General features: G+C 39.0%; 25 protein-coding genes. 7 read left to right on the forward strand and 18 right to left on the reverse strand.

What is annotated here, in order from left to right; genetic code table 11:
* Positions 1-84: 84 nt before the first annotated feature.
* The gene (gene copZ, locus AC3WR0_RS03590; RefSeq protein WP_492551018.1) at positions 85-291 is read right to left on the reverse strand and encodes a copper chaperone CopZ; all 207 of its coding nucleotides are present in this window, start codon (positions 289-291) and stop codon (positions 85-87) included.
* Between the two features lie 13 nt (positions 292-304).
* Positions 305-640 (reverse strand): metal-sensitive transcriptional regulator, encoded by a 336-nt coding sequence (locus AC3WR0_RS03595; protein ID WP_492551019.1) that lies wholly within the window; start codon positions 638-640, stop codon positions 305-307.
* Positions 641-1,156: 516 nt separating this feature from the next.
* On the opposite strand from AC3WR0_RS03595, the gene AC3WR0_RS03600 reads away from it, so the two are divergent.
* Positions 1,157-2,578 carry a L,D-transpeptidase family protein gene (locus tag AC3WR0_RS03600; protein WP_492551020.1) on the forward strand — a complete coding sequence of 474 codons (1,422 nt, stop codon included), beginning with the start codon at positions 1,157-1,159 and terminating at the stop codon, positions 2,576-2,578.
* A 424-nt stretch (positions 2,579-3,002) separates the two neighbouring features.
* Positions 3,003-4,409 (forward strand): TerD family protein, encoded by a 1,407-nt coding sequence (locus tag AC3WR0_RS03605; protein ID WP_492551021.1) that lies wholly within the window; start codon positions 3,003-3,005, stop codon positions 4,407-4,409.
* Between the two features lie 61 nt (positions 4,410-4,470).
* Here AC3WR0_RS03605 and AC3WR0_RS03610 read toward each other — a convergent pair whose 3' ends face one another.
* The 9 genes from AC3WR0_RS03610 to AC3WR0_RS03650 all read right to left on the reverse strand — a co-directional run bounded on the left by AC3WR0_RS03610 (position 4,471) and on the right by AC3WR0_RS03650 (position 9,424).
* A complete protein-coding gene (locus AC3WR0_RS03610; protein WP_492551022.1) occupies positions 4,471-4,854 on the reverse strand; it encodes a DUF302 domain-containing protein in 384 nt (127 codons plus the stop codon).
* A gap of 39 nt (positions 4,855-4,893) precedes the next feature.
* Positions 4,894-5,673 (reverse strand): sulfite exporter TauE/SafE family protein, encoded by a 780-nt coding sequence (locus AC3WR0_RS03615; protein WP_492551023.1) that lies wholly within the window; start codon positions 5,671-5,673, stop codon positions 4,894-4,896.
* Between the two features lie 51 nt (positions 5,674-5,724).
* Complete coding sequence (locus AC3WR0_RS03620) at positions 5,725-5,952, reverse strand: sulfurtransferase TusA family protein (RefSeq protein WP_492551024.1); 228 nt, start codon at positions 5,950-5,952, stop codon at positions 5,725-5,727.
* Positions 5,953-5,980: 28 nt separating this feature from the next.
* Positions 5,981-7,108: an MBL fold metallo-hydrolase gene (locus AC3WR0_RS03625; protein ID WP_492551025.1), complete on the reverse strand. Its 1,128-nt coding sequence runs from the start codon at positions 7,106-7,108 to the stop codon at positions 5,981-5,983.
* A gap of 50 nt (positions 7,109-7,158) precedes the next feature.
* Positions 7,159-7,725, reverse strand: coding sequence for a sulfurtransferase TusA family protein (locus AC3WR0_RS03630; protein WP_492551026.1), 567 nt, complete (start codon positions 7,723-7,725; stop codon positions 7,159-7,161).
* Between the two features lie 31 nt (positions 7,726-7,756).
* A complete protein-coding gene (locus AC3WR0_RS03635) occupies positions 7,757-8,053 on the reverse strand; it encodes a rhodanese-like domain-containing protein (RefSeq protein WP_492551027.1) in 297 nt (98 codons plus the stop codon).
* 14 nt (positions 8,054-8,067) lie between these two features.
* Entirely contained in the window at positions 8,068-8,427 is a 360-nt protein-coding gene (locus tag AC3WR0_RS03640; RefSeq protein ID WP_492551028.1) for a rhodanese-like domain-containing protein, read from the reverse strand.
* A 15-nt stretch (positions 8,428-8,442) separates the two neighbouring features.
* Positions 8,443-8,922, reverse strand: a complete 480-nt coding sequence (locus AC3WR0_RS03645; protein WP_492551029.1) for a DsrE/DsrF/DrsH-like family protein — start codon at positions 8,920-8,922, stop codon at positions 8,443-8,445.
* A 166-nt stretch (positions 8,923-9,088) separates the two neighbouring features.
* The gene (locus tag AC3WR0_RS03650; RefSeq protein ID WP_492551030.1) at positions 9,089-9,424 is read right to left on the reverse strand and encodes a rhodanese-like domain-containing protein; all 336 of its coding nucleotides are present in this window, start codon (positions 9,422-9,424) and stop codon (positions 9,089-9,091) included.
* A gap of 239 nt (positions 9,425-9,663) precedes the next feature.
* On the opposite strand from AC3WR0_RS03650, the gene AC3WR0_RS03655 reads away from it, so the two are divergent.
* Together AC3WR0_RS03655 and AC3WR0_RS03660 are read left to right on the forward strand one after the other, a co-directional pair.
* Positions 9,664-10,275, forward strand: coding sequence for a hypothetical protein (locus AC3WR0_RS03655; protein WP_492551031.1), 612 nt, complete (start codon positions 9,664-9,666; stop codon positions 10,273-10,275).
* Positions 10,272-10,859 (forward strand): peroxiredoxin family protein, encoded by a 588-nt coding sequence (locus AC3WR0_RS03660; RefSeq protein ID WP_492551032.1) that lies wholly within the window; start codon positions 10,272-10,274, stop codon positions 10,857-10,859. The genes AC3WR0_RS03655 and AC3WR0_RS03660 overlap by 4 nt, the downstream gene beginning before the upstream one ends.
* Positions 10,860-10,909: 50 nt before the next feature.
* On the opposite strand, the gene AC3WR0_RS03665 is transcribed toward AC3WR0_RS03660, so the two are convergent.
* Both AC3WR0_RS03665 and lgt read right to left on the reverse strand, forming a co-directional pair.
* Positions 10,910-11,296, reverse strand: a complete 387-nt coding sequence (locus AC3WR0_RS03665) for a YidH family protein (protein WP_492551033.1) — start codon at positions 11,294-11,296, stop codon at positions 10,910-10,912.
* 7 nt (positions 11,297-11,303) lie between these two features.
* Positions 11,304-12,125: a prolipoprotein diacylglyceryl transferase gene (gene lgt / locus AC3WR0_RS03670; RefSeq protein WP_492551034.1), complete on the reverse strand. Its 822-nt coding sequence runs from the start codon at positions 12,123-12,125 to the stop codon at positions 11,304-11,306.
* 217 nt (positions 12,126-12,342) lie between these two features.
* Between lgt and AC3WR0_RS03675 the strand changes: the two genes are divergently transcribed.
* The 3 genes from AC3WR0_RS03675 to AC3WR0_RS03685 all read left to right on the forward strand — a co-directional run bounded on the left by AC3WR0_RS03675 (position 12,343) and on the right by AC3WR0_RS03685 (position 14,375).
* Positions 12,343-12,579: a hypothetical protein gene (locus tag AC3WR0_RS03675; protein WP_492551035.1), complete on the forward strand. Its 237-nt coding sequence runs from the start codon at positions 12,343-12,345 to the stop codon at positions 12,577-12,579.
* A gap of 89 nt (positions 12,580-12,668) precedes the next feature.
* A complete protein-coding gene (locus AC3WR0_RS03680) occupies positions 12,669-12,899 on the forward strand; it encodes an excisionase family DNA-binding protein (protein WP_492551036.1) in 231 nt (76 codons plus the stop codon).
* A gap of 177 nt (positions 12,900-13,076) precedes the next feature.
* On the forward strand, positions 13,077-14,375 hold the full coding sequence (locus tag AC3WR0_RS03685) for a uracil/xanthine transporter (protein WP_492551037.1): 1,299 nt from the start codon (positions 13,077-13,079) through the stop codon (positions 14,373-14,375).
* A gap of 34 nt (positions 14,376-14,409) precedes the next feature.
* Here the strand turns inward: AC3WR0_RS03685 and AC3WR0_RS03690 are convergent, their stop codons facing one another.
* The 5 genes from AC3WR0_RS03690 to AC3WR0_RS03710 form a co-directional block, all read right to left on the reverse strand.
* Positions 14,410-14,805, reverse strand: a complete 396-nt coding sequence (locus AC3WR0_RS03690; RefSeq protein ID WP_027321672.1) for a hypothetical protein — start codon at positions 14,803-14,805, stop codon at positions 14,410-14,412.
* A 116-nt stretch (positions 14,806-14,921) separates the two neighbouring features.
* Positions 14,922-15,569: a thiamine phosphate synthase gene (thiE, locus tag AC3WR0_RS03695; protein WP_492551038.1), complete on the reverse strand. Its 648-nt coding sequence runs from the start codon at positions 15,567-15,569 to the stop codon at positions 14,922-14,924.
* On the reverse strand, positions 15,566-16,387 hold the full coding sequence (gene thiD, locus AC3WR0_RS03700) for a bifunctional hydroxymethylpyrimidine kinase/phosphomethylpyrimidine kinase (protein WP_492551039.1): 822 nt from the start codon (positions 16,385-16,387) through the stop codon (positions 15,566-15,568). The genes thiE and thiD overlap by 4 nt, the downstream gene beginning before the upstream one ends.
* 13 nt (positions 16,388-16,400) lie before the next feature.
* Complete coding sequence (gene thiM, locus AC3WR0_RS03705; protein WP_492551040.1) at positions 16,401-17,207, reverse strand: hydroxyethylthiazole kinase; 807 nt, start codon at positions 17,205-17,207, stop codon at positions 16,401-16,403.
* Between the two features lie 23 nt (positions 17,208-17,230).
* A complete protein-coding gene (locus AC3WR0_RS03710) occupies positions 17,231-18,001 on the reverse strand; it encodes a 3-oxoacyl-ACP reductase (protein WP_492551041.1) in 771 nt (256 codons plus the stop codon).
* Positions 18,002-18,011 lie beyond the last annotated feature (10 nt).

The raw sequence follows: 18,011 nt of genomic DNA on the forward strand, positions 1-18,011 counted from the left end.
AAATGGGCATCTTGATATGTATAAAGGCCACGGTCAAAGAAAGCCCCAACGCAAAGGCGCAAGGGCTATATTTTAGGTTAATAATTAAACGACATCATAACCCTGATCATCGATTGTTGCTTTGATTTGGTCGAGATTAACCTGGTCGGCTTTAAACTCAACAACAACCTGACCTTTATTAAGGTCTACAAGTACTCTTTCGACTCCGTCTAATTTTCCTACGCTTCCTTCAACTGCTTTTACACAATGACCGCATGACATACCTTTTACGTTTAGAGTAACTGTTTCCATTATTAATCTCCTCCTATTTTTTCATTAATTTTTGAACTGTTAAAAGAACCTCATCCAGGACTTCAAGGTCCCCTTCCTGGATTCTCTCTACCACACAAGTCTTCATATGGCCTTCAAGCAAAAGCTTTGCCACACTGTTTAAGGCAGACTGGGTAGCTGAAATCTGGGTAATGACATCGTCACAGTAAGTATCTTTTTCAATTAAGCCTTTTATACCGCGTATCTGTCCTTCAATGCGATTAAGCCGCGTTACTAAATTTTTTTTCACTTTTTCTGAATGGTGGCTTTTACGGTCGCTATGAGAACAACTGGCATCATTAAGCTCCAATTCTTCATCTTCAAAAAGCATTACTCAGCCTCCTTTACCCCAATTAAAGCATACCCACGTAGGGTATGTAAAGTGACAAAACTGTTAACGCAAAAACTCCATTATAATTATTCCCGTTCTATAATACTTTAAGTATTGGGCGCGATATCTAGTCTATTAATATACAAACCTTGAGACAAAGGTAATACTAGAATTCAATTTTGTATATCATTAGAAAAACTTGGCATTCGCCAAGTCCTTTTTGGCGGATGCCTTAGTTTTGCTTATGCGTTCAGAATTTATGGATATAAATTCTGATTAGCCAAAAAAAGGCCAAAATTGCCCAATTTAATGGCGTTATGTGAGCTTTAAAAAATCCAATGATAATTTTTTTTATCTTTTACAAATTGCGACACATTCGGCACTAACAAATCTATTAATATTTATAGTGATTATTTAAGAAGAATGGAGTAAACTATTCGATAGTTTTGATAGAAAAACTAGCTAAAAGTAGTGAAAGTTGGTACCTGGTTAAGAAGGTACGAGGAGGGAACGGGAATGAGCAGCATGGCAGATGTTACGGTTACGGGAACACAGAAGAATACAAGCAGGAAATTTATCATAACGGGAATTTTCATTCTTTTTGCCCTGCTAGTGGCGGGACTAGGGTATTATCAGACAACCCGTTTCAATTCGAAGATCACAATTAATAACAAAAGTGTCGGTGGATTGACGGCCAATCAGGCAATTAAAAGATTAAATACATCTGTATTAAAAAATAAAGTCTTTGTTGGGAAACAGCAAATTTTAGATGAAATAGATACGCATATGGGATTTACGGATACCGATTTACCTGAAGTGGAGAAATTACTTAAAAGCCAGCAGACAATTTTTCCATCCTCGAAGGCAAAAAACTTTACACTGATCCCTAAAAACGCGGATCAGTACCGAAGCCAAACAATGAAAAAGCGAGTAGAAGAAAAGCTTGTGATAATGAATAAAGGTTTAAAAGCCCCCAGGAATGCGGAAGCGAAGCTGGAAGATGGCAAAATCACTGTCTCCAAAAGCATGAATGGAAAACAGTATGATGTTTCTAGTCTCATGGAAGATTATAAGAAACAGGAATATAGCAGCGATATCAATCTCAAACCTGTGTACATTCACCCTATTAAAGAAAATAGTCCGGTTATAAAAGAGGAAAAGAAAGTGCTGCAAGGCCTTCTTCAACAGACTCTTGATTATAAGGTACAGGACAGAGTGAACACTTTAAAAGCAAGTGACTTAATTAAAAATGCCTCTGTTTCAAAGGATATGAAGATTACAATTGACCCGAACGGCATTAAGGAGAAGATTGCGGAAATTGATAATTCCCAATCTACACTAGATAAAAACTTCACCTTTAAAACCCATTCAGGCTCAGTCATATCGGTAAAAGGCCAAGGCTATGGATGGGGATTAGATGTTGAAAAGGAAACGGAGCTGGTTAAAAAGGCTTTTGAAAATGGAGAAAAATCGATTTCCGCCTCAAATATTTATGGCCATGGCTGGACCAATGAAGGCTATGGGTATGAAACCACTGCGAACAATGGCATCGGCGAGACGTATGCAGAAGTGTCCATTCAGGAGCAGCGCATTTGGATTTACAAAAATGGAAAATTGGCTGTTACAACAAATGTGGTTACCGGAAGGCATAACACTCATGAAGATACAGCACCGGGCGTGTGGTATATCCTCTATAAACGAACGCCATCCACGCTCACTGGCAGCGAAGTCGGCAATCCCAATTACTCTGTAAAAGTAAATTACTGGGCTCCTTTTACAAATGGCGGGCAAGGGTTCCATGATGCAAGCTGGCGGAAAAACTGGGCAAGCAATGCCTATCTTGCCGCAGGCTCGGGCGGCTGCGTCAACACGCCAAGCACTATTATGAAAAGCGTGTATGATAATCTTAGTACGTATGAGCCAGTTGTCGTTTATTAAAAAAATTCAGGAAATCGAACACTAACTGATTTTGCATCAATCCCCATAAATTTAAGGACAAAGTCCGAGATTCAGGCTTTGTCCTTTTTATTGTTTTTTTCTCTTAAAAAATAAATGTAATCGGTAGAAGTGCTTTTTCCGAGACAGTGCTTTATAAAAACTCACTTGGGGAATCTTTTTCTATTCTTTTCTTTTTCTTTATGGATATAGTTCGCTTAGGGATTAAAAAGAAGTTATAATCAAACTAAAACTAATACCTTTTCCATATTTATACAAAGAGGATAGTTCTCCCTTCGTCATTGAAATATATAGATATTTTCAAGTTCCTGCTAGCGTATTGAAACTTTTTAAAAGATTAAACGTATCGATATATATTAAAGTTTTACTGATTCCAGAAAGAAATGAATCGAAAGGAGTGGACAAGTTGGGAGTAATATTAAGCAAAGGGCAAAAGGTAGATTTAACAAAATCACATCCTGGCCTGCAAAACGTTGTAGTCGGGCTTGGCTGGAACATTAATACTTCTGGATCTAATTATGATCTGGATGCTTCCGCCTTTTTATTGGGACAAACAGGTAAGGTACAAAATGATCTAGATTTTATTTTTTACAATAATCCCACAGGTGGGAACGGGTCCGTAATATACAGCGGGGACAATCGAATAGGATCAGGACAAAGGGACGATGAGCAAATACGGATTAATTTAAGTATGGTCCCTCCACACATTCACCGGATAGCCTTTACGATTACCATCCATGATGCCCAGATGAAAGGGCAAAGCTTTGGACAGATATCGAATGCCTATGTTCGAATTTTTAATGAGCAAACAAATGAAGAAATATTGCGATTTAACCTTGGCAGGGACTTTACGGTGGAAACGGCGATTGTTGCTGCAGAATTATACAGGCACAATGGTGAGTGGAAATTCAATGCTATTGCAAGCGGATTTCAGGGAGGGCTTTCTGCACTTTGTCGTAATTTCGGCGTAACGGTTGATGATGCTCCTCCGGCTGCTGCAAGTTATACAACACAAAACCAGCCGTTTTCCCAAAGCGGACAAACCGGGGCTTATGGGCAGAATTCTTACAGCCCTGCTGAATTTCAGACTACCCAGCCTTCATTTAATCAGCCAGCACAGCCATTTGGCCAAAACTCATTTGGCCAAAACTCCTACTCACCATCCCAAACAACCTATGGCGGGGAAAATATTGTCTGCCCGCGCTGCCATTCGACCAATGTCAGAACTGGACAGAAAGGGTTTGGACTCGGAAAGGCTGCGATTGGCGGGCTTATCCTCGGTCCAATAGGCTTGCTTGGCGGATTTCTTGGAAAGAACCAGCTAAAGTTTTCATGCATGAGCTGTGGAAACTCATGGTCTCCTTCACAAACGGATGTTACCGAATGGGCAATGCAGCAAAAAAGGCGGGCACAGGAGCTTTTCAGCCGTTTTAAAAGCCAGGATGTGCTCGATGCAGTGGTTGCAGCCTGTGCTTTGGTCAGTATGGCAGACGGAAGACTTGATCCATCCGAAAGGCAAAAAATGCTGGAATTCGTAAATCAAAGTGAAGAGCTTCGTGTATTTGATACTAATAAGGTAATTCAACAATTCAACTATTTTATCCAGCGTTTAGAAAGTGATCGAATGCTTGGACGCGCGGAAGCATTCAGGGCTCTTGGAAAAGTTCGGTCCAAACCGGAAATTGCACGCCTGGTTGCCCGTTATTGTATAGCTATTGGTTATGCTGATGGCCAGTTTGATCAGAATGAGAAGCAAATGGTTAGCGAAATTTGCAGAGAACTCGGATTAAATCCAGCAGAATTTCTATCTTAAAACAAATACCGGGTCGATGGACTAAAGAAATGATTAAAAAAAGGCTTCCCATTGGGAGCCTTTACTTTGTTTTATCCAGAACACCAATCAAAGTTTTTTCAATTTCCTCAGCAACGGCCTTAAGGTCGTCGTTCTCCAGCATTCCTACCAAAATTGACGGTTTAGCCAAACCGATTTTTGTTGTTCCTTCACTTTCATAAACAGTAATTTTACATGGAAGGAAATAGCCAGTAAGTTCATTAATGGTCAATACCTTTGCTGCTTCCTGAGGATTGCATACTTCCAAAATGAAATAGGGCTGGTTAAAGTCAACACCTTTTTCCTGAAGCTTTCCTCTCAAATCCAATTTCCATAAGACCCCAAACTTAAACTCTTTTAGGTTCTGTTCGAGTGAATCAATTGCTTCTTCCAAACTCTTTGAAGTAGAAACCGTATAATGAAACATTATTAATCCTCCTCTTCAAATCTTTTTTGGTATTCATTTTTAGAAAAGAATATCAATCCATATTTTAATGGCTGTTATTCCAATTAGCACAGCCAGAATACCCTGCAATATTTTTGTATTTAATTTTTTTCCGGCCTTGGCTCCCAATGTTGAAGCGAACAAGCTTGCAATAACAACTACTACAGTTGGCCAGAGCAGAACCTGACCTGTTGAAATCTTTCCAATAGTAACACCAATGGATGAAATCATTGTAATGGCAAGTGAGGAAGCTATAGTAATCCTAGTTGGTATTTTTAAAATGGTCAGCATGATGGGAACAAGCAGAAAAGCTCCGCCTGCACCAACAATCCCTGCGCTAATGCCCACAAAAAATGCAAGAACCATTCCTAAAACCAAATTTACCTTTAAATCTTCAGCGCGGATGTCATCCAAGCCTTTTTTGGGGATAAACATTAATATAACGGCTAAAAGTGCAAGAATTCCATAAACAAGATTAATACCGGACTCGGGAAGCCTATCAGAGAAATAACCGCCAATAAAACTTCCGGTTAAAATACTAGCTCCCATAGAAAAAATAATCTTTTTATTTAAAAAACCGCTTTTACGATAGGCTAAAACCCCTCCAATTGTTGCAAAAAAGACCTGTACAGCACTAATCCCTGATACCTCATGTGCGGTAAAGGCTGTAAAACCTAACAATGGCGGAATAAAAAGCAGCATAGGGAAATTGACAATTGCTCCGCCAATCCCTACCATTCCTGAAATAAACGACCCAATAATACCCACCAAAAACAGTACAATTATAAATGTCCAGCTCACCCCAAAACCTCCCTAAAAGAAAAAGGCACTAAGTGCCTTCTCTTTCAATTTTCAGGCTTTCTTAAGCCAGAATTTAAATACTCCGTCTTCTTCAGTCGATTGCAGTAATTCGTTACCTGTAGATTTAGCCCATGCCGCGAGGTCATTCTTTGCACCTTTGTCTGTCGCATGAATTTCTAAGATTTGTCCAGATTCTAATTCATTAATCGCTTTTTTAGTTTTTACAATCGGCATTGGGCATGCTAGCCCTTTTGCATCTAATACCTTTGCTGCTTCCATCTTTAACTCCTCCTAAATTTAAATGTTATTAGCGAACCGCACAGCGGTTTGGTCCAATTTCCATTTCTCTTTGTTTATCCAGGTCAGGATTAATTTTTCCCATGTTTGTTTCCCGAATTTCCTGATATGCATTAGGCTGTGGCGGAAGGTTTTCGGTAACAGTTCTTCTGAACTCTGCCTCATCCTCAATATTTAAGCCATGGTTACGGGCATAAAGAGTTCCAAGCTTTTCACTTACACTGCCATTATCATTTAATTCATCAATGATCATGAAGTGGGCAGGAAAAACGATTAGTTCATCAGAAAGTTCTTTGTAACGGTTATAGAGAGTTTCATGTAAATCCGCTACCCAGTCCTCAGCTTTACCTGCTAGGTCTGGTCTTCCGATAGAATCGATAAACAGAATATCACCAGTTAAAAGATATGTGTCATCGATGACAAAAGATGTTGATCCAATTGTATGGCCTGGTGAATATAAAGGCTGAATCGATATTTTGGTATTTCCAATCATAACATCCTTGCCTTCTTCAAGCTGCTTGTAATCAAAGGTTACCTCTTCTGCATCCTTTGGAGGCAGCCAGTAGGAAGCACCGGTTTGCTCAGCTGTTTTTCTTCCTCCTGAAATATGGTCTGCGTGAAGATGAGTATCAAATACATGCTTAATTTGAGCATCCATTTTCGCAGCAAAATCAACATATATATCCGTCATACGAGTCGCGTCTATAATAGCAGCTTCTCCATTGGAGATTGCCATGTAGGATAGACAGCCTTTACCGATTCTAACAAATTGATAGATTTCTCCGCCATTCTTCAAATCTCCCACCTTTACAGGTTCAAGATATTCACTCCATGCTTTCATGCCGCCTTCAAGATAAGAAACTTCAAGCCCTGAATCAGATAGCATGTCAGCTACAAAAACAGATGATCCTTCTTTTGCACAAACAACAAGAATTTCTCTATCTGAAGGGATTTGATCAATAATACCTTCGACTCCATCAAGAAGTTCAAAATAAGGAACATTAAGATATGTGAAATTTTCACCTTCAATTTTCCAATCCTGAAAGTCACCTTCATTACGTACATCTAAAATAAATAGTTTTTCTTTATTGAACACCTTTTGAGTTACTTCTTTAGAAGTCATCGCTTTAAAAGTCAATTCGATTTACCCCCTATGGTATATTATTAAACAAAAAATTTTGTTGTTTTTTAGTTTGTGGTCGAACCCTGCCAATTACTCATACCTGGTATGACATTTACCACTTGGTTAAAACCATTTTGAGCTAACTTTTGTGCTGCAAGATCGCTGCGGTTTCCAGTACGGCAAACAACAAAGATTTCTTTACTTTTATCTAGTTCGGCCATTCTATCTTCTAATTCTCCAAGAGGAATAGACTTCGCTCCAGAAATATGGTTGAAAGCATACTCAGCATATTCTCTGACATCCAAAATAACCATATTCTCACCGCTATTGATTTTAGCTTCTAATTCTTCGTTATTGATTACATGAGGATGTTTCATTTCTTCTTTTTCATCCCCTGTTGACTTTCTTAAATAATGTTTTAGAACTGTTCCTTCTTCGATAGTTCCAAGATATTGATGTCCAGAGCTTTTTGCCCATGCCTGGATATCAGCTCTTGACCCTTTATCAGTTGCCAAAACTTCCATGACTTTACCTGGTTCAAGCTCGTTCATTGACTTTTTTGTCCTTACAATTGGCATCGGGCATGCTAGCCCTTTAGCATCAACAATCATATCTGTTTTTATGGATTCCATATTAAAACCTCCAAAAGATTCGAATTAAACTCTATTCAACCTGACCTTCCCATGACATCATTCCGCCAGACATATTAGTAACGTCATATCCGTTGTATTCAAGAAGCATCGCTGCCTGGCTGCTTCTCGCACCCGAACGGCAAACCATGATATATTCTTTTGCTTTATCGAGTTCATGCATACGGAATTCAATGAGACCAAGGGGCATATTGACGGCACCAGGTATTTTACCAGCCTGCACTTCAGCAACTTCACGAACATCAATGATATTTAATCGTTTTTTCTCATTCAATAATGCTTCTACTTCTTTTGCACTAATGGTTTTCAACTTCTTCCCTCCTATTAGTTCCAGGCGCTCATTCCGCCCTTAACATTAGAGATATTTTTAAAGCCCATCTTTTTAAGCTGTTTGCTGGCTCTTGCACTGCGCATGCCGCTTTGGCAAATAACAATTGTCTCTTTCTCCTTTGAAAGCTGGGTTGCTTTTTCCGGAAGCTGATGTAGTGGCATATTTACAAATTCTCTAATATGTCTTGATTTATATTCAGCAGGCGTTCTGACATCGATAAATTGCTTGTTTTTCTCTTTTAAAAGATTTTTCAATTCGGCTGTTGTTATATTTTTAATACCCTTTAACGGCATCATTCTCATTGCAAAGAAAACAACAATGATCGCAATCAAAATAATATTTGTGTACGACATTTAGATTCCCTCCCCTTAGATAAACAAGTTGACGTTTCCGTTTTCTGCATCCCCTAAATAAGCTGCAACACCGGCAAATTCCACCCCGCCCATTATTTCCTCCGGCTTTAGACCTAATAAATCAACAGTCATCTGGCAAGCAACAAGCTTAATGTCCTGTTCTTTTGCCATTTCAATTAAATCAGGCAATGGCATCGCATTATGCTTTTTGATAATATCCTTAATCATTTTCGGTCCCATCCCTGCAAAGTTCATCTTTGACAGACCCATTTTATTTGCGCCTCTTGGCATCATCCAGCCAAACAGCTTTTCAATGAATGATTTGTTTGTTTTAATTGGTTCGTCTTTTCTAAGGGCATTTAATCCCCAGAATGTATGGAAAATGGTTACCTCATGATCGTAAGCTGCAGCTCCGTTTGCAATAATATAGGCTGCCATTGCTTTGTCATAGTCCCCACTGAAAAGTACAATTGTTGTCTTTTTTCTCTCCTGCATTATTCCTGTCCCCTTTACCTTCAGTTACCCCTATGGGTATATTTTTATTTAAAAAAATAAAACAATCTAACACGCTTTATACCTTACAGGGTATATATTATATAATCATCATTAAACTGTCAACACCCATAATTTCACAACCGCAACTTTTAATGCCTGCTTAAAATCAGCATTCACTTTCGAGGCAGGAAAAACCTGTTACCCTAAATCCCCGTTTACTTAAAAATCTAACTCCCATGTTTTTCTCGATAGTGTTGGATACAACCAAATGAATAGAGTACTTCGGAATTTCCTGCACATATCTGTTTAAATAGGGAAGCGGAAGATTAATTGCGCCGTTTACTTGATTTTTATAAGAAATGTTATAATCTCTTATATCCAGAAGAACAGTATTTTTAATGGTGATATGGTTTTCTAAATTAACACAAGGAACCTTCACAGGAGCATATCTCTTATATAGTGAAACTGCAATAACTGCGATTATAATTACAGCGAATATCATATTTATCACCCTTGCTCTAAATTTTTTGCTTCACCATGAAAGGCAGCCGATTATTTAAAGCCTTTGTCTTTACATTGCAGTATTTATGATCAAATTTTTTGAAGCCACAAAACATCATAATACCCTTAGTGGTATATCGTCAATAAAAAAATCTGGATGTTTATTTGGAATTCAAAAATGAAAACCCTATCAAATATAAAAATGATAATTATTCACAATAGAATCGATGGTATAAGCATATGGATTATTTAAATTATGGACGTTTTACTATTCCCGCAACTCTTATTTCTTCAATATTGACCTTGCTTTTCAGTGGTTTCATATTTTCTGGAATAAGGAAGATAAAGCCGGGTGAGTGGTATACTAATGCATATCTTCTGTTTTTCTTGCTTTATAAATTAAGCTATATTGTTTTTAACTTTTCATTATTTGTGAAATTTCCTTTTTCCCTTCTTTATTTTAACGGTGGTACAAAAGGGCAAATTATAGCAGCTGGATTTACTGCTTTTTATCTTTTTAGACTGTATAAAAAGACACCTTCCCTTTTAAATAGAGAAATGGTTCCTTTGTATTTTCTCAATTTTGTTGGTTTCCAGGCTGCAGAGGGTTTTTTAGTTGGGGTTTATCATGCGGGTATAGTACAGCTGGCTCTTTTTTTAGTATTAGCTTTCTGTTTGTATAGGACAAGTAGTAAAGTAAATAGCCAAGTGTTTTTGTTTATATTTCTAATTGAACTTTTGATTTTAAGTTTATTTGAGAAAACTTTTATGACGTATAATATTTCTTTTATATTAATTGGGCTTTTCCTTGTTTGGATTCTTTACACAATAAAGGAGGAAAAAAGAAATTGAAGAAGAACAGGCTTTTATCGTATGCCATTATTGCACTTGTGATTGTAATTGTGGCAGTGAACATATGGAATACAGCAGCAAAAAAGGAAAGGGCAGAAGAAGCAAATTCAAAGGAAGCAGCAGCTTTCGAAAATATTCCAGGCACAAAAATCACATCGCTGGATGTAGGTACAAAAGCACCGGATTTTAAGTTATCCGCCATGACAGGTGAAAAAGTTAAGCTTTCTGACTATCGGGGAAAAAAGGTTATTCTTAATTTTTGGGCAACATGGTGCCCTCCGTGCAAAGCCGAAATGCCTCATATGGAAAGCTTCTACAAAGCAAACAAGGATAAAGGAATTACCATTCTGGCTGTGAATCTTACCAGCATGGATAAGGGCAAAGACGAAGTTCAAAAGTTTTTAAATGATAATGGTCTAACTTTCCCCATTCTGCTTGATGAAACAGGAATGATCGGAACTAAGTACCAGGCATTTACTATCCCTACTAGTTATATTATTGATACAAAAGGGGTTATCCAGAAGAAAATGGTCGGTCCCATGGATGAAGCTACAATGAAAGGATTTACAGATAGTATTAATTAATTCTAGGAATGCATCGCTTATTAAAATGAAAGACCTGAATTCTTATGAATTCAGGTCTTTATTAATTCCCACGCAAATAGGAAATAGACGGCAAAAACAAAAAATATAATGATTAAGGATACGGATAAATAGATAACCATCCTCTTTGAAAAACGAAATGTCTGACTATTAATATCTCTTCCTTTTGCAAAATACCTGATTGTTGTGAGGATAATGGTTAAAATTCCGGATAAAATTGATGCAATACCTATTATTTTAGCAAGCACATCACTGATCTCAATCTTTGTAGTCATTGTTGAAAAATGCAGATTAGTAATTAAGAAGCCCACTCCAATAATCGTTATACTTGTCCTAATCCAGGCCAAATAGGTACGTTCATTAGCCAAATGCTGCTGGATATACTTTGAATCAATTGTTTGTTTTTGTTCCTCGTTCATAAAATCTTTATACCTCTTTATTTGTAAGATATCTCTCTGCAGATAACCCTCTTATTCTTCTCAAGATTAACAACAAAATACTGACAATTATAGTGACTATAGAAACCACTTGTGCTATACGCAAATGAGAGGTTAGCATGAGGCTGTCGGTTCTCATTCCTTCAATAAAAAAGCGGCCGATTGAATACCAGATTAAGTAAGTAATAAAGAGTTCACCTTTGCGGAGATTTACCTTTCTTAATGAAATCAAAATGATTACACCAACAAAACTCCAAATGGATTCATACAAAAAGGTAGGGTGATAATATACACCATTAATATTCATTTGATTAATAATAAAAACCGGAAGATGCAAACCTTCAAGGAATGCCCTTGAAACGGGTCCGCCATGGGCTTCCTGATTCATAAAGTTCCCCCATCTGCCTATCGCCTGTCCAAGCAAAATGCTTGGCGCTGTTATATCTGCGAGTTTCCAGAAGGAGATATTTCTTTTTCTTGTAAAAATAATAGCAGTAACTATAGCTCCAATTAAGCCTCCATGAATAGCGATTCCGCCATGCCAGATAGCAGGTATTTCACTTGGATGAGTTTTAAAATAATTCCATTCAAATAAAACATAATAAATTCTTGCACTTATAATAGCTACCGGTAATGCGATTGTAATCAAATCTATAAGAGCATCAGGAGAAACACCTCTCCTTGTGCATTCTCTTGTTGCTAAATACAGGCCCATCAATGCTCCGCACCCAATAATAATTCCATACCAGTGTACGTCTATAGGTCCTAAGTGAAAGGCAATGGGATTTAAAGGACTTATATTATTTTTCATCAGATACCTCTCTCATGTGTTTTTTAATTCTATTATACCATTTTGTAATAGCAGAAACCCCCTTCTTAAACATCCCCTATATATAACCCTTAAATATTATGATGCATTTCAAAAAAGAAAGTTCCTAAAAAATATAGAAAACTTGTCACATTACCAATGACTCTGAATGCAGAATTAGAGTTAGAATTACCATATAGGGTATAAAGGAGGTGTGATCATGAAGAGATTAGTATCCGGTATCTTTGCAGCGCTTCTTTTGTTAGGCTTAGGCACGGGTGTTATGGCAAAAAGTAATGACATTGCCTGTGCTGTAAAGGACTTTAAGGACATGCTGCCGTTTATGCAGGAGAAGCACCCAGAGATGTCTGAAAAGCAGCTAAAAGAAATGCATAAGGATTGCGCGACTGCGGTAAAAAAGGAAAACGCCATGCCTGATTGTTTACTAAATAAATAATTTTGTGGAAAGCGAGTCTTCGGGCCCGCTTTTTTTATGGTTATTATTAGTGAAGTTTTGTTATAGTGATAAGGAAGAGGTGAATTCCAGTGTACCTTACATTAAAAGAAACAGCAGAATACTTATCAGTACCCGAATCCCAGGTGGAAAAATTAATCCGCCAAAAAAGGATCAGGGCTCTTTTTGATGGGGATCAACACCTTGTTTACAAGGATCAGTTCAATACACATTTTCAGCAGCTTGAAAAATATATGAGACTAGTTGAGGAACTTAAAAACGAACCTATTCCAGAAGATATTGATGTGAAGGACGAGGACTAATAACAGAGGCTGTTCCAATAAGATTTGGCAGCCTCTTTTTTTTTGAAACAACCATGACAGATTTCCCATTATTTTGAAGGCTTTATTTCTTCATTTTTTTGGATTTTTCTTGTAAAGTATTAAATTGTGAACCCTTTGGTTCTGAACAATGGACTTCAGCTAGAAAGGATCCTATATATGTCTAAACTTTCACCTTCTACATTGACCCTTGCGTCTCTGCAATGGCTGTTTTTTATCTTTGCTAATACTCTTGTGGTGCCATTATCTGTGGGAGCAGCCTTTCATCTATCTGCAGCGGAAACGGCTATGGCTCTAAGAGCATCTTTTGTTTTCATTGGGGCAGCCTCTATGGTACAGGCTTTATGGGGACATCGGTTCTCATTAATGGAAGGCCACTCGGGGCTTTGGTGGGGATTAATTCTAAGCTTGTGCACATCTGCTTCCGCATCGGGCATGAGTTTAACACGGCTGGGTGGGGCTCTTGCAACAGGAATAATCCTGGCCGGTATTGTGGCAGTCCTGGTTGGCTGGCTGAACCTTATACCTTTGCTTCAAAAATTGTTTACCCCCGTCGTTATGTCTGTTTATTTATTTTTACTGTCATTTCAGCTCATACTGATTTTCTTTAAAGGCATGCTGAAATTAACTCCAAATGGGCATATAAACATACCGGTTAGCCTTTTTTCAATCGGTCTTGTTATTTTAACAACCATTATCAGTGTGAAAGGCAAAGGTCTGGTAAGCAATTTTGCCGTCCTTATTGGAATTATTGTTGGCTGGGTTTTATATACCATTCTTTTTCCTGGTTCTCAACAGCCGATTGCCGCCGGCGATATCAAACTTACATTTTTCCCATGGGGCAAACCCAACCTGGAGATTGGTATCGTATTAACTGCATTTATTACCGGACTAATGAACCTTACAAATAATATTTCCGGACCCAAGGCATCTGAAGGACTGTACGGAAGAGAAATAAGCAAAGGTGAATTTAAGAAATCATTTATTATTTCAGGACTTTTTTCCATCCTATCTCCAGTTTTAGGACTTGTACCTAATACACCCTTTACATCTTCACTTGGGCTGCTTGAAAGCACTAGGATTCTGGATAGGAAACCGCTTATCATTGGCAGTGTACTGTTTGCGCTGCTCGGTTTAATTCCGGCACTCGGTTCTCTTTTCACCACTCTTCCGGCAACAGTCGGTAATGCTGTTCTTTTTGTTGCCTATATGCAGCTGTTTGGAACAGCACTGAAAAGCGTTAAACCGCATAGTTTTGATTCAAGGAGTATCTTCCGGTTTGCTTTTCCTTTGCTGGCCGGAGTTTCAATCATGAATCTATCTCCGGATGTATTGCTAACTGTGCCCTTGCTTATCCGTCCTTTAATCAGCAATGGACTTTTAATGGGGCTTCTGATTGCGATTGTTTTTGAACTTACCGTAAAGTGGGAAAAACTTGATCCTTCTGCTGTAAAATAAAAATAGCCGCCTCCCAGGTCGGGAGCGGCTATTTTTATACTTCTAAAGACTTTCCATCTTCAACAATATGGAATAGCAAGTGGGCCAGATGGTGAACTGGTCCATATTCGTCGTCTTCTTCATTGATTTCTTCATTAAATTCCAAATCATTTAAATATAAAGCCATAAACTCATAAAAATCCTTCATGGCAAATGAATAACAAGCAGTTGGATCCTCATTATCCTCTTCATATTGCAGCATCAGGTAGGACACTACTCCGTCTGCATCCTCCGCATCAAAAAACACAAAAAAGCCAATATTGGTATCAAGTTCAAATAAATGCCTTGTCCCGCCTTCAGAGGCCTTTTCAAAGTCTTCCTCACTTAATTTCTGAACCTGCATAGCATCAACATTATCCTGCTGGTGGAATCCTACTACAAATGACTTCATCCTATCACTCCTCACTTTGTTTTGGCCATCACTGTATACCATTTTACCCAAAATCAGCAATAATAGTCCTGATTATGACCAGCACAAAGCTCCTGAAAGCTGTTTTCCAATAGGAATTACTCTAATCCTACAGCAGTACCAAGGTCCTTTGCAGCCTGAAGCGGTGAAGCAGCCATGCTGATTGCGGTTATAACAGAGACTCCATCCGCACCTGCTTTTACTACAGCACCTGCATTAACTGCTGTAATGCCGCCTATGCCAACAATAGGGATATCCATTCCTACGGCTCTAATTTGTTCAATAAGGGCAGTGCCGCTCTCTTCCTTCGCATCTTCCTTTGTAGAGGTTTGATAAATGGGACCAATTCCTAAATAATCAGCCCCTTCCGAGACAGCCTTTTTGGCTTCCTCGAGGGTATGAACTGACACTCCAAGAATTTTTTCGCCAATCTTGCCGCGAACAATAGAAGCAGGTTCATCTTCCTGCCCAATATGGACACCATCCGCCCCCAGAGCAATGGCTAACTCGATATCATCATTTATTAGAAACGGAACACCATATTCTTTGCATAATGATTTAATATTACTTGCCAGTTCAGCCTTTTCTTCACCCTTTAAAGCGCCGGTTCCTTTTTCACGAAACTGAAATAGAGTAACTCCGCCCTTTAAGGCAGCTTCGACTATTTCTAGTGGATTAACCAGGCAATTATTGCTGCCCATAATAAAATATACCTTTAGTAAATCACGGATTTCTCTTTTGGTCATGCCTTTTCACCCTCTATATTACTTTCAAGCCTGTATGCCCAGTGGTTGGTAGGACCATGCCCATTGCCAATTCCTAAGTCATAGCGGATAGCAGCTTCTATAAACCTTTTTGCCACCTGAACAGCATCATTTACTGATGTTCCTTTTGCCAGCTCCGCTGTGATGGCAGCAGCAAAGGTGCACCCTGTTCCATGAGTATTTTTAGTTTCAAGCCTAGTACTTGTGAAATAGGAGAATTCCTTGCCATCTAATAATAAATCGACCGCTTCCTCTTCTTCACCATGTCCGCCTTTAATAACTACATTCTTTGCACCCATGGAGATGATCATTTCCGCTGCCTGCTTTCGGTCTTCCAGATTACGAATTTCAAGACCGGTAAGGACCTCTGCTTCGGGGATATTAGGTGTTACTACTACTGCAAGCGGCAGCAGATATTTCTTAAGAGCTTTCACCGCTTCATTTTGTAAAAGAGAAGCGCCGCCCTTTGCAATCATGACCGGATCGACAACAAGGTTTGACCAGCCGTACTCTTTGATTTTTCCTGCAGCAGCTTCAATAATTTCACTGCTGAAAAGCATTCCTGTCTTTACTGCATCCGCTCCAAGGTCAGAACCAATTGAATCAATTTGCTGAATAACGGCTTCCACCGACATGGGATAAACACCTTGAACACCTAATGTATTTTGTGCGGTAACCGCAGTCAGAGCAGACATTCCGAATACGCCAAGCTCTTGAAATGTTTTTAAATCCGCCTGAATCCCTGCACCGCCGCCGCTATCTGATCCCGCAATGGTTAAAGCCTTAAACACCTTTTTCATGCTATTAGCCTCCTTACAAAGTTTCAATCTTTCCATGCTTTCTTACATCTTCACTTGTCATGCTGGATAACTGATTTAAAAACTCAATTTGGAAGCTTCCAGGACCTTCTTCAATAGTTTTTTGTGCCGCTTTTTCTGCTGCAACTCCATAGCTCATAAGGGCAGAAGCCGCTGCTTCTGGAAGATTTTTCTCAACAGCTGCAAATGCCCCAATTACTGAAGTCAGAAGGCAGCCGGTACCTGTTACCTTGGTTAAGATAGGATGTCCATTTTTAATAACAAACGTGTTTTCACCGTCTGTTACTACATCTTCTTTGCCCGTTATAGCAACGACTGTACCAAATTGCAAAGCAGATTTCTTGGCAAGGGCGACTACATCCCCGTTTCCTTCTCCTGCGTCTACTCCCTTAATCGCCCAGGCTTCCCCAATTGTATTGGCTATTTCAGCAGCATTCCCTCGAATAATTGAAACCTTTACCTCTTTCATAATCCTCCGGGATGTTTCTGTACGGAAAGAAGTAGCTCCTGCTCCAACCGGGTCAAAAATAACCGGCACTCCCGCTTCATTTGCGGCTTGTCCAGCAAGGATCATGGATTCAACTGTTTCAGAATTTAATGTACCTATATTAAGAACAAGTGCCCCAGCTATTTTTGCCATTTCAGCAACCTCTTCTCTTGCATATGCCATAACAGGTGATGCCCCTAATGCAAGCAGACCGTTAGCCGTAAAATTGGTAACTACCACGTTTGTTATATTATGTACGAGTGGGTTTGCCTTTCGTACAAGTTCTAATAAATTTGCTAATTTAGTATTTTGCATGTCATCTTTCTCCTTTAAATGTTTTATTTCATCACAAGGCCGCCATCAACATATAAGGTTTGACCTGTCATGAATCCGCTCCAGTCCGAAGCTAAAAATAGGACTGGCCCTGCCACGTCTTCAGGTGATGCAATCCGCCTTAACGGTGTCTGAGCAATAATCATTTCTTTTACTTCTTCTCTCGTCTCCCTGCTCGCATCAGTAGGGTAAACAAGTCCCGGAGCCACACAATTGACCCTTATTCCAAAAGACCCCAGTTCCGCAGCCAGATTTCTGCTAAACCCCTGAAGAGCAGATTTGGCTGTTGTATATTCATGATATGGGACAATCGGCCGCTCAATGAGATCAGTTACAATGTTTACGATACTTCCGCCCGCTTGTTTTTTCATTATCGGAACTGCCTTTTGGCAGACGTAATAGGTGGACTTTAGAGCACCTTCAAGCTGGGATTGGTAATCACCCCAAGTAACCTCCCAGGCAAGCTTTCTGGTGTCAGGATTGAAAACATAAGGCTTAAAAGCGTTGTTAACAACCACGTCTATTCTTCCTGTTTCCAGAAGGATTTCCTCAAACATACGATCAATTGCTTCTTCACTTGTAACATCTGCTTTTATTGCCCAAGCATCCCCACCCAATTCAAGACAGATCTGGACAACCAACTCGGCTGCCGTTTGATTCTGAACATAGTTGATAATAACAGTCGCACCCTCTTCGGCAAAGGCTTTAGCAATTGAAGCGCCTATCCCCCGGCTTGAACCTGTAACAAGAACTACTTTATTTTCAAATTTTTTCAAAGTTCTTCAC

The organism is Neobacillus sp. FW104-15D2 (assembly GCF_058790155.1).